The sequence below is a fragment of the Glaciecola sp. HTCC2999 genome (genome assembly GCF_000155775.1).
Lineage (GTDB): Bacteria > Pseudomonadota > Gammaproteobacteria > Enterobacterales > Alteromonadaceae > Opacimonas.
The window spans coordinates 141,344-155,193 of sequence record NZ_DS989813.1; the positions used below are offsets into that span (position 1 = coordinate 141,344).

General features: G+C 40.6%; 12 protein-coding genes. 2 read left to right on the forward strand and 10 right to left on the reverse strand.

The window, feature by feature from the left end:
- Together G2999_RS09155 and G2999_RS09160 are read left to right on the forward strand one after the other, a co-directional pair.
- A partial coding sequence (locus tag G2999_RS09155) for a Spy/CpxP family protein refolding chaperone (protein ID WP_232222446.1) occupies positions 1-913 on the forward strand: 913 nt, incomplete at its 5' end.
- Positions 914-1,083: 170 nt separating this feature from the next.
- Positions 1,084-3,246 carry a response regulator gene (locus G2999_RS09160; protein ID WP_198006100.1) on the forward strand — a complete coding sequence of 721 codons (2,163 nt, stop codon included), beginning with the start codon at positions 1,084-1,086 and terminating at the stop codon, positions 3,244-3,246.
- Positions 3,247-3,266: 20 nt separating this feature from the next.
- Here the strand turns inward: G2999_RS09160 and G2999_RS09165 are convergent, their stop codons facing one another.
- From G2999_RS09165 to G2999_RS12290, 10 genes are all read right to left on the reverse strand, one after another.
- Positions 3,267-3,488, reverse strand: coding sequence for a TIGR02450 family Trp-rich protein (locus G2999_RS09165; protein ID WP_010181037.1), 222 nt, complete (start codon positions 3,486-3,488; stop codon positions 3,267-3,269).
- On the reverse strand, positions 3,485-3,625 hold the full coding sequence (locus G2999_RS13610; protein WP_010181035.1) for a hypothetical protein: 141 nt from the start codon (positions 3,623-3,625) through the stop codon (positions 3,485-3,487). The genes G2999_RS09165 and G2999_RS13610 overlap by 4 nt, the downstream gene beginning before the upstream one ends.
- Positions 3,626-3,715: 90 nt before the next feature.
- A complete protein-coding gene (locus tag G2999_RS09175; RefSeq protein WP_010181034.1) occupies positions 3,716-5,899 on the reverse strand; it encodes a S9 family peptidase in 2,184 nt (727 codons plus the stop codon).
- Between the two features lie 206 nt (positions 5,900-6,105).
- Positions 6,106-6,825 (reverse strand): phosphate signaling complex protein PhoU, encoded by a 720-nt coding sequence (gene phoU, locus G2999_RS09185; protein ID WP_010181032.1) that lies wholly within the window; start codon positions 6,823-6,825, stop codon positions 6,106-6,108.
- Positions 6,826-6,837: 12 nt separating this feature from the next.
- A complete protein-coding gene (pstB, locus tag G2999_RS09190) occupies positions 6,838-7,674 on the reverse strand; it encodes a phosphate ABC transporter ATP-binding protein PstB (protein WP_010181030.1) in 837 nt (278 codons plus the stop codon).
- A gap of 8 nt (positions 7,675-7,682) precedes the next feature.
- The gene (gene pstA, locus G2999_RS09195) at positions 7,683-8,972 is read right to left on the reverse strand and encodes a phosphate ABC transporter permease PstA (RefSeq protein WP_010181028.1); all 1,290 of its coding nucleotides are present in this window, start codon (positions 8,970-8,972) and stop codon (positions 7,683-7,685) included.
- Positions 8,965-10,362 (reverse strand): phosphate ABC transporter permease subunit PstC, encoded by a 1,398-nt coding sequence (pstC, locus tag G2999_RS09200; protein ID WP_010181026.1) that lies wholly within the window; start codon positions 10,360-10,362, stop codon positions 8,965-8,967. The genes pstA and pstC overlap by 8 nt, the downstream gene beginning before the upstream one ends.
- Before the next feature lie 81 nt (positions 10,363-10,443).
- The gene (locus G2999_RS09205; RefSeq protein ID WP_010181024.1) at positions 10,444-11,481 is read right to left on the reverse strand and encodes a substrate-binding domain-containing protein; all 1,038 of its coding nucleotides are present in this window, start codon (positions 11,479-11,481) and stop codon (positions 10,444-10,446) included.
- Positions 11,482-11,563: 82 nt separating this feature from the next.
- Complete coding sequence (locus tag G2999_RS09210) at positions 11,564-12,643, reverse strand: OprO/OprP family phosphate-selective porin (RefSeq protein ID WP_010181022.1); 1,080 nt, start codon at positions 12,641-12,643, stop codon at positions 11,564-11,566.
- A 257-nt stretch (positions 12,644-12,900) separates the two neighbouring features.
- Positions 12,901-13,842, reverse strand: coding sequence for a PstS family phosphate ABC transporter substrate-binding protein (locus G2999_RS12290; RefSeq protein ID WP_010181020.1), 942 nt, complete (start codon positions 13,840-13,842; stop codon positions 12,901-12,903).
- Positions 13,843-13,850: the final 8 nt, after the last annotated feature.

Sequence of the window (13,850 nt, forward strand, 5' to 3'; positions counted from 1 at the left end):
TTTAGTTGTCATGATTGTTAACCTAAACAAGGACATTACTATGTCAAATATTACCCCTATATCGACTGTAAAATCGCGCTTCTCATTAAAACACCTTTCTGCTTTGTTGATTGCAGTGCCGTTACTCACGACGTTAACGGTATCATCAGCACTCGCTAAAGGCCCTCATGGCGGGTCATCACATGATCCAGTCCGAGCGATGTTTAAAGGGTTAGATTTAACCGAGGCTCAAAAAGAACAGCTCCATACGATCCGTAAACAGGCACAAAATAATCGGGTCTTATATCGCGGTGAACGCGAAGAAGGCCAAGCGTTAATGGAACAAGCTAACAAACTAGCAGCTTGGGATGAAGCCCAGATGCGCAGCTTAATTGAAAGTAAGATTGCGAATCGCCAAATAAGCAAATTGGCACAGGCAGAAACGAAACATGCGATGTTTTCGGTGTTGACCGAAGCACAACAAGCTCAGTTAGCTGAAAAACGAGCACTGAAACGAGCGAATAAAACACCTGGGGTCCGTGCTGCTAAACAACTTAAGCGCTTACTTAACATGGCGAAACGGGTAGAGGCTACTGACACGCAAATCGATGAATTAAAGACACTTCATACTCAACACCTCACCGCAATGAGTGCGTTAAAAGCATCTGCGATGGCTCATAAGGAGGCTGAGCGGGAATTGATTCATGCCGATGAATTTGATGTTGCTCAGTGGTATGAATTGCAGGCTAATTTTAAAGATACAGCAGTGAATATCGGTCTACAAAAAGCACAGCATCGTTATGCTATGAATCAAGTGTTTAATGATGAACAACAAGCACAACTGCAAGTAATGAAACAAAAAATGCAGAAGAAAATGAAACGTAAAATGAAACCAAAAACCAAAAAAGAACAGGCTCGTAATCAAGCTGGTTAATTCCATAAAAATCAAAATCGTTGACCGAGTCCACTGACGAGGTCAACGTCTTGTAAAACGCAAAACCACAACCACTGTTTACAGCGCAACAAAGATTATTTTGTCGTTAATTTACTTAAAATAGATATCAAGGTAAAATTGAATCTCAATTCATGTTTTGTGATAGTGCAGTGATCAAATTACAAATTGCCTTGTTCTTCTTACTTTTTAGCTCAGTGATACAAGCTGATACTCTAGTCATTTTAGAACGGTCAGGGACGCTCACCTTTACTCATTCTTTGGCACAAGAACTGCAAAAAAAGCAACTTCCCGAACACGTGCATGTTGGGTATGTTGATACTATTTATTCAACATTAAAACCGGATACAAAGAGCACATCCATAGAATTGTATAAATCAGCTATCTTATTATCCGCAGGTATCGACGAGTTCACACCTATTGATAAGGTCATCAGTCAAGGCTCTGCATCGGCTCGGTTTCTAGAAGATCACCCAGAACTATTCAGCCAAGCTGAGCGTTTCTTTACACATATAGCATGGCAGCCTACCACTGGTACTTTAATACCCTCTGATGTGAATGTTATCGAGAATATTCGTCACCTCACCACTCTCTTCCCTCAAAGAACGCATTTATTATTGATAGGTAACATTGGCACAGACACAGGCGATTTAATTAAACTCAACATTGATGTAACAGACTCGTTTCCATCGATTGCTCGTGTGAATGACCTCGACTATCAGAGCTTTTTTGAAGAAATCAATGAGTTGACTGTCAATACCCAGGACATGGTCGCACTAATAACTAACCCGCCAGTAGTCCAATCTGAACTAGCCACGTTGAATTGGTTAAAAGCACAATCGATTCCGATTCTCTTCTTATTTGCAAATCATTTAGATTTAGAAGTGTATAAAACGGTTGGGGGGTTAGTTGTCGATCCTATTAAAATTGCTGACATCATCGCCACACTTGCAAACAATGACCCTGTCTCGCCACAACAACATAACGTCACCACTGCGCTTTACCATGCTGATGCGATTGAAAAATATAACCTCGAACCTGATACCTATAGTACACAATACCAAATTATTGGCGAACATTATTACACGAAACTAGACGCTCAAATTTTTACCCTAAGCGCGCTGGTTATACTTATCTTTATCTTATTGTTATATATAAAAAGCCGCTTTAAATACATCAAATTGCTTAGTGAAAAAACGACGATCGCAGAAAAAGCTAATCAGGCAAAAGATATTCTTCTTGCCAATATTTCTCATGAACTAAGAACTCCTCTAAACGCAATTAATCTTGCTTTTTATTCGCTTGGTCAACATCAAAAAGACGAAGATAGCCCACTCATAAAAGCCGGTCAAAAATCTACAGCTCACCTGAAATCTATTGTAGATAATGTGTTGGATTATCACCAAACGTCAATTAATGCCATGCAAGTTAATCTAGAATGGAGTAATAAAGACAATCTACTAGATGCGATAAAATTACACCAGCATGCTGCACAGGCCAAAGCCTTACATTTCAATATTATAGGATATAATGAGTTACCTTCATGGCTGTATACTGATGAAAAATTGTTCATACAAATACTGCATAACATCCTATCTAATGCGCTAAAGTTTACCGAAAATGGCGCGATTACCATGACATTTACTCATACCCCCGAGCAGTTAAGTATGGCTATCGCAGATACCGGTATTGGCATGTCAGAATCTACAATAGCTGATATTTTTGAACCATTTAAACAAGCTGACTTGTCTATTCGTAAAAAGTATCAAGGTACAGGTCTTGGAATGGCTTTATGTGACAATTTAATCACATTACTGAAAGGTCGCCTTGATATTCAATCTACCTTGGGAAAAGGGACAACGTTCACTGTGACAGTTCCCATCAAATTTCAAGATAGTATGGCTGAGGAAACACCGACAACGATAGCTTCAACACGCACATTACTAGATTTAGAACTATTGATTGTAGAAGACGAGCCGATTAATCGAGAGCTCATGAGCTATGCTATCGCTGACCAAGTGACTCATGTAAACGCGGTTGAGTCGGCTAAAGCCGCGCTTGAATTTATCGCGGAACATAAAGTGGATGTGGTGTTAACTGATATACAAATGCCTGATATGGACGGAACAGAATTGTTTTATTTGTTGCGTAAACAGTTGCCAGACTTACCCATCATTGCAATAACGGGTAATGTACTTCCTCACGAACAACAACTGTATGCAGAAATGGGATTTAATGCCGTTCTTGGAAAACCCTTTAATATGGCTGAGCTTATGGATATTTTAGAACAACATTTCTATCCTCAAAACAGGTAAACAGAAAAGATTAGCTAAAACTAATACTGCCAACCTTGGGACCACTTGTTAGGATCTTTGAGTTCAGTCCAATCAATAGAGTATGCATTGTTGGAGATCACCGCCTCAATCACGCAGGATTCCACATCCCCTTCCTCATCAAACGTCACTTTTGAAACCAAAAAGTGCTTTTCTTTATTCACAGGTTTTACTGCTGTCCACTTACTATGGTGTAATTTTTTAGGATTGAATTTATTAGTCATAATGTTGCCAATCGTTTCGCCCAGTTGTTCTGATGCTCTTGTTCACACATTTCTTCTGTGTCATAAACCACTATTTTTACATTAGGTTTAAGTGAAACATCTAAGGTGGTTAATACACGCCGAATGTGATTATCCATTTTTTTATCTGTTTTTTCATGGCTAACCCCCTTTCAACGATGCTTCAAGTTAACTATTGTCTTCAATATCCGCATTTATATGACAATCGCTTAATCTATTTGATGGGCCGCCAATATAAATGCCAACTCTTCGGCTTTATCCAATAATCGACCATAACGACCTGAATTAGCATAATGACCAGCACTCATGTTCATACGCATGATTAATAAATTATCATCGGTTTTAGTATGGCGCATTTTCGCCGTCCATTTAGCCGGCTCCCAATAAGTCACTCGAGGATCGTTAAGCCCACCGGTTACCATCATCGGGGGATATTCCCGTGCTTCAATTTGGTCATATGGGGAGTACGACAAAAGACGCTCAAATGCCACTTTATCTGTTATCGGATTACCCCATTCGCTCCACTCTGGCGGTGTTAATGGTAAACTTGCATCGAGCATAGTATTTAAAACATCTACAAAGGGTACTGCCAATAACACGGAACGCCACAAGTTAGGCGTCATAGTGACCACCGCCCCCATCATCTTCCCACCGGCAGAGCCGCCCATGATAGAAATGTTACCTGCTGACGTGTATCGTTGGTCTACTAGGAAATTCGCCACATCCACAAAATCATTAAATGCGTTTTGACGTTTATCCATCTTGCCATCTAAATACCACTGATAGCCCATTTCATCTCCACCTCGCGTGTGGGCAATGGCATAAGCAAAACCTCGATCGAGCATACTTAAACGGGTAATGGAAAAGTTCGGTGACATACTCACCCCATAAGCACCGTATGCATAAAGTAATACAGGGGCTTTTCCATCTGGTTTAAAGTCTTTGTGATGTACAATCGATACTGGTATTAGAGCACCATCTTGAGCCGGTGCCATTAGACGGGTCGTAATGTACTCGTCTGGATTATATCCTGAAGGAATGCGTTGCTGTTTACGAATGGTGTGTTGTTTGGTTTGTATATTTACATCTATGATTGATGCTGGTGTCACCATCGATTCATACTTTACGCGCACGATATCAGAGATAAATTCAGGGTTTACATCTAGACGGACATCATAAATAGTCTCTGTAAACTCAATATCCGACATCTCAGAATTATCATATGGCTGAATCGCTAATGCCTCCACAGCATTGCGCGTCAGATGAAGCACAACCCCAAAATTAAACGTCTGCAGCGATTTTAAATATTGGGTATCGCTTCCCGCAATTACGGTTTCCCAGTTTATATATTCGGGACTCGCTGATGCCACTTTGGCTAAGCGATTATTCACATGCTGGTCATTGGTTAATATATAGAAATGGTCATTGGCATGGTCAATTTGTGCATTAATTGCCTGGTCGCGCATGACGATAGGTTGTAACGCTTGAGTCACGTCATTTACTGGTACCGTAAATGCTTCTGTAATATCGTTATTGCCGGTATAAATCACCAAAAATCGCTCGTCCGACGTTAAGGAAAAATCTAACGAAAATTCTTCGTCATCCTCACTCAATAAGACGGTGTCCTTACCACTTAGAATATCGTAGTAATGAATAGCTTTGGTCGCCCAGCGCTGTTCATGCAACTGAGCATAGACAATGCCTTTACCGTCATTGACATATAATACATCTTCACGAATATTGGTTAACACGTTAGGTTGTACTTTCCCTGTCTTTAAGTCCTTGATGGAAGCGACATATCGTTCACTACCATCAGTATCAATGGTGTACACAATGTGCTGATTATCGGGTGATATATCGTAATCACCTAAGACGAAATAATCTTCACCTTTGGCTAGTGAGGGTAAATCTAAATAGACTTGTTCACCTCCACTAACTATCTCTTTACGGATCAAGGTTTTATAGTCAGCACCTTCACTATATTCATATCGGTACTCAAAACCATTTTTGACAAAAGGTACAGACACATCCGTCGCATCCATTCGTCCTTTAAACTCTTCAAACAAGGTATTCACCAGCGCTCTTCTTGGTTCAAGAAACGCTTGATAATACTCATTCTCAGCCACTAAATAATCGAGCACAGGCTGATCGTCAATCACAGGATAGCCTTGGTCTTTTAGCCAATGATACGGATCGTCTCGACTGATTCCATGAAGCGTATCAATATGATCAATCCGCTTTGCGATTGGGGCAACTTGCTCAATTTGGGGAATGCGTTTAAATGGAGCATTATATTGCGTATTATCATAAAGGCGCTGCACCTGTGTTCCAACTTCAACCTCGCTGTTTACGTCTGTAATTGACTCTGTTGATTGTGGCGAACATCCACTCATAAAAACTCCTATTAGACAGGTAAGACCCAGTAAGCTACGTGTAGGTAATGATGGTAAACAAATAAAATGGTGAAGTGACATGCGCCGTCCCCCTGATCAAAATTCATTTAATAATAAGGTAAAAACAAAAAAGCGCAATGATATGAAATCATCGCGCTTTTTTAATTCATGAATGTGATTGACGAAACCACAGATTAAGCTAGATCTTATTCTTCGTTTAGAATTTCTTCGAGGTCTTCTAAATCGATATGTCTAACATCTTTACCATTCACTAAGTAGATTAAGTACTCATTAATATTAACTAAATGATCGCCAATTCTTTCTAACGCACGAGCACTCCAGCTAATCGATAATCCACTTTTGATTGTTTTGGGCTTGTCTTTCATACGGCTAACGAGGAAGTTAAGAAATTCCTCATACTCATCGTTAACAGCCTGGTCTTGTTTTATCACCTCTAGCGCTTGATCAACGTTTAACGTTTCAATCACTTCTAACGTTTGGGTTAACATTTCAATGACCATGTCACCCATTGAACGAAGGTACTGATATTCTTGTTCACTAATATGCTTTTCTTTGACGTTACGCGTGCTAACAGCAAGCTTTTCAGCTTCATCGCCAATACGCTCAAAATCCGTAATCGTTTTAATTAAACTTAGCACAAAACGTAGATCAGTCGCAGCCGGCTGTCGGATGGCAATAATACTGGTACACGCTTCATCAATTTTGACTTCTAGCGCATTCACCTTGTTATCACGTTTAATGACTTTTTTAGCGAGCTTTTCATCACCGTCTAATAATGCGGTAAGACCATCACGTAATTGCTTTTTAACCAAAGCGCCCATCTTAAGCACTTGGCTTTTTATATTTTCTAACTCAACATCAAATTGTTGTGAAATGTGCTGAGTTGGTTGGTATTCATTTTCCATTATCACACCCTATTAGCCAAAACGACCAGATATATAATTTTCAGTTAATTCATGACGAGGATTGGTAAATATCTGCTTAGTATCCCCCATTTCCACAAGTTTGCCTAAGTGGAAATATGCTGTTTTTTGTGACACTCGTGCAGCCTGTTGCATGGAGTGAGTCACTATAGCAATCGTATATTTTTCTTTTAATTCGTGGATCAATTCTTCAATGACCGCTGTTGCAATAGGATCCAATGCAGAAGCAGGTTCATCCATTAGAATGACTTCGGGACTTACCGCAATAGTCCGAGCGATACATAAGCGTTGCTGTTGGCCACCTGATAAACCTGTACCAGGTTGGTCTAATCGGTCTTTAACTTCATTAAACAAACCCGCTTTGCGTAAGCTCGTTTCTACGATTTCATCTAATTCAGATTTGTCTGTTGCCAAACCATGGATCTTAGGACCGTATGCGACATTTTCGTATATCGACTTAGGGAAGGGATTAGGCTTTTGAAACACCATACCCACTCGCGCTCTTAGCAATACAGGATCCATTTGCTTCCCATAGATTTCTTCACCATCGAGTTGTAATGAGCCTTTCACATTACAGATAGGGATCAAATCATTCATACGGTTTAAGCAACGTAGAAATGTTGATTTACCACAACCCGATGGACCGATAAGTGCAGTCACTTGGTTTTTTTCAAGATCAAAACTGACGTCATGTATCGCTTGGTTATCACCGTAAAATACATCAACATTACGCATAGACATTTTAGCGTCATCACAAAATGGTTCGCCTACCGCCCCATCGATTTTAATATCGTTAGATCCGAGACTTTTAGCAGAAATAATATCAACCATGATTTGTCCTATTTTGATTCAAAACGACGTCGTAAATACGCCGCCGAAGCATTCATTAAAAATAAAAAGCCCAATAACACAAGTATTGCAGCAGATGTTTTAGCTAAGAAGCCACGCTCTGGACTATCTGCCCATAAGAATATTTGTACCGGCATTACTGTTGATGCATCCGTAATAGAAGCAGGTACATCAACAATAAACGCCACCATACCAATCATCAACAATGGCGCCGTTTCACCTAACGCTTGGGCCATACCAATAATCGTACCAGTTAAGATACCCGGCATCGCCATAGGTAACACGTGACTGAAGGTGGTTTGTATTTTCGAAGCCCCTAAACCAGTAGCCGCTTCTCGTATTGACGGTGGTACGGCTTTGATCGATGCTCGACTCGCGATGATGATAGTGGGCAGTGTCATTAGGGTTAACACGATCCCGCCCACCAATGGTGCTGAACGCGGTAAACCAAATAAATTAATAATCACCGCTAGACCCAACAGACCAAAGATGATCGACGGTACTGCGGCTAAGTTATTAATGTTCACTTCAATCATATCGGTCCACTTATTCTTAGGCGCAAACTCCTCTAAATATAAGGCTGCCGCAACGCCTAGTGGGAAAGATAAAACCAATGTGACTAGCATTGTCAGCATCGTGCCCGTTAATGCTCCGCGAACACCAGCAAGCTCAGGCTCACGCGAATCACTGCTAGTGAAAAACTGGATATTAAAGCGCTTATCGATTTGTCCAGCCTCGACCAATGATTTGATCCACTGTGCTTCTTTTTCATCAATACGGATTAATGGCTCACCTAGGGATGTCGTTTCTTTAAGATAAATATCAACATCATCGTCCACTCTAACCCATACGTTTTGAACCGTGTTTAATGCTTGAGGATTAGCGATTAAGAAATCTTTAATTGCGAATTCTGCATTACTAGAATATAAACCATTGAGTTGACGCTTATCACGGCGTGACTTCACATCAGGAAACTGATTGGCTATAGCCTTTCTTAACGTACTGCGGTAGCGAAGATTTTCAAGAGAGTCGCCTTCTGAATAACGAAGGTTACTGGCCGAATAATCAACTTCAAGTTGCACCCAGTGCTGGTGAAATGCCGGTAATGCTTTGCTGGTAATATCAAATAACAGTACAAACACTAACATAAAACCTAACAACACGGCCGCTAAACCCGTTGTTTTAAACATCATTTCACTGCGATGACGTTTTTTTAAGCCTAATTTGATTTTTTCTGTTACTGCCGATGTCGGAAGTGACTCATTCACTGCTTTAGTCATATTGCTCTCGATACTTACGAACTATTTTTAACGCGGCTATGTTTAATGCCAGTGTAGTGATAAATAACATCAGACCTAATGCAAAGGCCGCTAACGTTTTAGCACTATCAAATTCTTGGTCACCTTTTAACAGCGATACAATTTGTACAGTCACCGTGGTCACTGACTCTATTGGATTAAAGGTTAAGTTAGCCGCTAATCCTGCCGCCATTACCACGATCATCGTTTCACCGATAGCCCGTGACACCGCTAATAAAATCGCACCGACGATACCGGGAATAGCTGCCGGTAAAATGACTTTCTTAATGGTCTCAGAGTGCGTGGCACCCATGCCTAATGAACCTTCTTTCAATGCGACTGGCACGGCCGTCATGGCATCTTCAGATAATGATGATACAAAAGGAATAATCATAATACCCATGACTAAACCGGCGGCTAATGCGCTCTCAGCAGCAATAGGTAAATCAATGAGTAAACCAAAATCACGAATTAACGGGGCGACGGTAAGCGCGGCAAAGAATCCGTATACAACGGTAGGCACACCGGCTAATACTTCTAGCATCGGCTTGGCAATAGAACGGATACGCTTAGTCGCATATTGAGATAAATATATCGCTATCATTAAGCCGACAGGAATCGCTAAACACATCGCAATCGTACTGATTAATATCGTACCGACGAATAATGGAATGGCTCCAAAAGCACCAGAACCACCAACTTGGTCAGCTCGCATCGCAATTTGTGGGCTCCACTGAGTACCAAACAGGAATTCAGTAATCGGGACTTGTGAGAAAAACGAAATCGATTCAAATAACACCGACATCACGATACCGATGGTCGTCAATAATGCGATGCCAGAACAAGTAAATAAAAGACCGCTGACGATACGCTCTAGGTTATTGCGCGCGTGAAAACTGTGTTTTATTTTAGCTAATATAGTAGAAACACAACCGACCGCAATGACCAAGGTTAATAATGTTTTTAACCATGTCGCTTTTTCATTTAATGCGATGAAAAATTGAGCATTTTGTAACTGAATATCAGTCGCGCTCGAGATGTCTTCTGATAAGGTGATCTTTTCTGCAAGCAATTTTACATTGTTAACGATCAATCCCATATTCTGTTGGATTTGCCCATCAGCACTTAATACGACTTTATCAATCAGAAGTGAATCAATGACGCTACTTTCGATGGCAGACCAGAGCAACAAAAATAAGATTGCTGGAATACCGCACCAAAACGCGGTGAGCAGTCCATATTGGCTGGGCAATGAAACAAGGTCTTTTACTTGCTGCTTGCCACCGGCAACTTTTATTGAGCGTTGAATGCCCAACCAGTAACTGGCCAATGCAATTAACATCACGATAAAGACTAAGTTCGCAGTGGTCATGAATTATTCCTTAGCTTAAAAACAAATGACGAGATAGTGTTTACCACTATCTCGTCATACACCAACAATGTGGATGGTATTTTACAATGAAACGCTTTGAAGTGACATCACTGATTTTCTCATTTCTTCTAACTTTTCATAGCTTAGCGGAATGAGACCTTTGTCAGTCGTGTAACCTTCATCACCAATGGCGTCTTCACTGGTAAACTCTTCCAGAAACTCCATTATACCTGGTACTTTACCAACATGCGCTTTTTTCACATAAAAATATAACGGACGAGAAATTGGGTACGCACCGTCAGCGATATCTTCAAACGTTGGATACGCGCCACTCACCTTTGAGCCTTGTAAGGTATCTGAATTTTGATCTAAGAAACTAAATCCAAAAATCCCAAACGCTTTAGGGTTTGTAGTCAATTTTTGTACAATTAAGTTATCATTTTCACCGGTTTCAATATACGCACCGTCTTCACGGACAGAATGACAAATACTCTTATAACGATTTTTATCCGCTTTTTTCAATGCCTTGATCCAGCTGTATGTTTTACAACCACCTTCTAAGGCTAATTCAGCAAACGCATCACGCGTACCTGATGTTGGCGGTGGTCCATATACCGAAATCTTCATATCAGGTAATGAAGGATTCACTTCATTCCAATTGTTATATGGGTTTTCAATTAAGGTCGCTGAACCATCTGGATTAGGGATTTCTTTAGCTAAAGCTAAGAAAATTTCTTGTAAGCTAATAGAGATATTGGGAGCGCCGATAGCATTAGAGAATACAATGCCGTCATACCCAACTAATACTTCAACCACCTCATCAACGCCATTAGCTTTACACATCTCAAGCTCTGACGCTTTAATACGACGTGACGCATTTGACATATCAGGCGTATCCACACCCACACCTGCACAAAATAACTTCATACCGCCGCCGGTACCGGTTGATTCAATCTTTGGAGTCGCAAAATCAGTTGCTTTACCAAAACGCTCAGCCACAACAGTGGAGAACGGATAGACAGTTGATGAACCCACCACTGAAATTGTATCTCGACCAGCAGCCATTGATGTTGTTGCCACTGCCGCTAAGCTTAATGCCATTAATTTTCTGTAAAACATTGGATCACCTTTGTTTGTCAATTTCATTATGTATTGATGGAAGGTGACAAAGCACCATGCCATCGGTCAAATTCATTCGCTGTTAGTAAGTTAACTGTAAACGAACTCTAAACTCTTTACCTTGGTCGTCACTACCGGCTTCATTGCTCTCACCGTCTGAGTAGTTCACACCTAGTTTCACGTTATTGGCTACGTACCAATTCACCCCTACAGAGTAGGCACTCGCATCAACACGACCTAACTCAATATCACTGTGGTTGCCGTCGCCTTCTTCCATTCTAGCGAACACTTCCCAAGCACCAGTGCTGTTACTTGGTTTAACACGACCAAACTTACCGCCTTTATAAGGACGAGTTTCACCCGTTAAAATATAACCCGCTTGGATGTAGTAACCATCACGGTCTGTCGCACCTTGCTCTTCGTCAAAGTACTCCGATTGGATGTGGAATGAACCAACATTTGCTGCTAATTCTAGACCAACAGCTTGACGATCACCACCTCGTTGTACATAACCGGCACCTACGTGCACTAACATATCATCATTTTTGATCGGTAAATATGCTACTCGCGCACCAAAACCAAAGTCATCATCACCGGCGCTACTATCTTCAAATGCCGATACTGAATAAAAAGCGTTGCCTACCGCACCATTTAATTTTACCGCGTTTTGGCGACCAACCGCATACTGCTCAGTAATACCTGAACGCTCTAAAGCAGTGATATCTTTTGAGCTAGTCATCTCTTCTAAACCAAATGCGACTTTTTGTTTACCGACAGTCAGCTTAGCGGCTTTGCCCCAACCACCGTAAGAAATATATAAATCTTCTGGTGTACCGCCATTGCCATTACCCACATTAAACTGGGCTTTATAAGACCAGTCATCACCAATGCTACCTTTAGCATAAATACGTGCTCGGCGAATACTCAAGGTATCTTCGTCAGTAACCCCATTTAATTGCGCATTATTATAGTCCCACATAATACGTCCACCAAGTTGGAATGCAAAATCCCCATCAGTGGTTTTCACTGAAAAACCGCCCTTAGTGTTAATTTTAATGTCCGCGCCATCAGTAGTTACATTACCTGCAACAGCAGGTGCTGAAGCGAGGAGTAAACCAATAGTGGTTGCTAATAATGTTTTTGATGTTGTGTTAATAGACATAATTCCCTCGAATTGAATATTTTTAAAATCTGAGCATATAGTAAAATGCCTTTATGACAGAAATATTACAATTTGAGTTATTTATGACACAAATATTAAAGTTTTGTGTATTTATGACAAAAACATTACATTTGCATGTGGAATATACCTCTTTAAAAATATGTACTTATCATAAAATAAACGTATTACAATTTAATGATAGTTTTATTAAAATAATATGACGTTCACATATATTCAGTTCGTGCTGACTCTAGTATCTACCCTGATGTTTGAAACAAGTTGTTTAACTGCGCTTGCTGCTGATTTGATGATATCGGAAAGTATCCCAATTGACGTACAATGTATTGTCCTTGCTGTGATAAAATATAACGCAAAAACTGAGCAACGCCCGGTGCAAGCGATTTATCTGGTGACTGGTTTACAAGTAAATACAGTTGTCGAGCTAATGGGTATTGTCCTGATTGGACGGTTTTAGCATTCACTTCCACTTCTTTACCACCATTAGCGATAGATAATGCTTTAACGCCAGGAATGGTAGAACCTAAAGAGGCATACCCTATCCCCCCCATTCGATTGGCAACTGTATGAATAATCGAGGCAGAACTAGATAGCTGCTTAACTGTGTTACGATAATCACCATGACACAGTGCTTTTTGTTTAAAGTAGCTATAAGTACCAGAAGCAGAGTTCCTGCCAAATAACTGAACTGGAAATTCGGGGAACTTTGCAAAATCAGATAATGAGTATTCACTGTCATCTAATAATTCATGCCAATAATTAATTGGCTGTCCGAATGTGCAATAACGCGTGGCACTAAACAAACGATCTAGTTGATCCACGCTGAGACTTTGGAGAGGGTTACTCTCCTGAACAAACACACCTATTGCATCAATTGCTACCGTGACCATAGTAGGTTCATATCCAAAACGGTTAATAAACGACTGGCGCTCTGATGGCTTAAGTGGCCGTGACATTGGTCCAAGTGAAGCGGTTCCTGCGGTAATCGCAATTGGAGCCGCAGAGGAGCCTGTCGTTTGGATTTGAATTTTAGCCTGTGGATATAAGCGATTGAATTCAGTCGCCCATTCTGTCATTAAACTCGATAATGTTTCTGAACCAATAGATGTAATACTACCCACAACACCAGGCGTCAGTTCCTGATTAGCATGCGTTAAAGATACGTATGACAAATTAAACATTAGACCTA

Excerpts from the sequence above, each read along its gene's own strand:
- G2999_RS09165 (WP_010181037.1), bottom strand. The coding sequence starts at position 3,488 with ATGACTAATAAATTCAATCCTAAAAAATTACACCATAGTAAGTGGACA.
- G2999_RS13610 (WP_010181035.1), bottom strand. The coding sequence starts at position 3,625 with ATGGATAATCACATTCGGCGTGTATTAACCACCTTAGATGTTTCACTT.
- G2999_RS09175 (WP_010181034.1), bottom strand. The coding sequence starts at position 5,899 with ATGAGTGGATGTTCGCCACAATCAACAGAGTCAATTACAGACGTAAAC.
- phoU (WP_010181032.1), bottom strand. The coding sequence starts at position 6,825 with ATGGAAAATGAATACCAACCAACTCAGCACATTTCACAACAATTTGAT.
- pstB (WP_010181030.1), bottom strand. The coding sequence starts at position 7,674 with ATGGTTGATATTATTTCTGCTAAAAGTCTCGGATCTAACGATATTAAA.
- pstA (WP_010181028.1), bottom strand. The coding sequence starts at position 8,972 with ATGACTAAAGCAGTGAATGAGTCACTTCCGACATCGGCAGTAACAGAA.
- pstC (WP_010181026.1), bottom strand. The coding sequence starts at position 10,362 with ATGACCACTGCGAACTTAGTCTTTATCGTGATGTTAATTGCATTGGCC.
- G2999_RS09205 (WP_010181024.1), bottom strand. The coding sequence starts at position 11,481 with ATGTTTTACAGAAAATTAATGGCATTAAGCTTAGCGGCAGTGGCAACA.
- G2999_RS09210 (WP_010181022.1), bottom strand. The coding sequence starts at position 12,643 with ATGTCTATTAACACAACATCAAAAACATTATTAGCAACCACTATTGGT.
- G2999_RS12290 (WP_010181020.1), bottom strand. The coding sequence starts at position 13,842 with ATGTTTAATTTGTCATACGTATCTTTAACGCATGCTAATCAGGAACTG.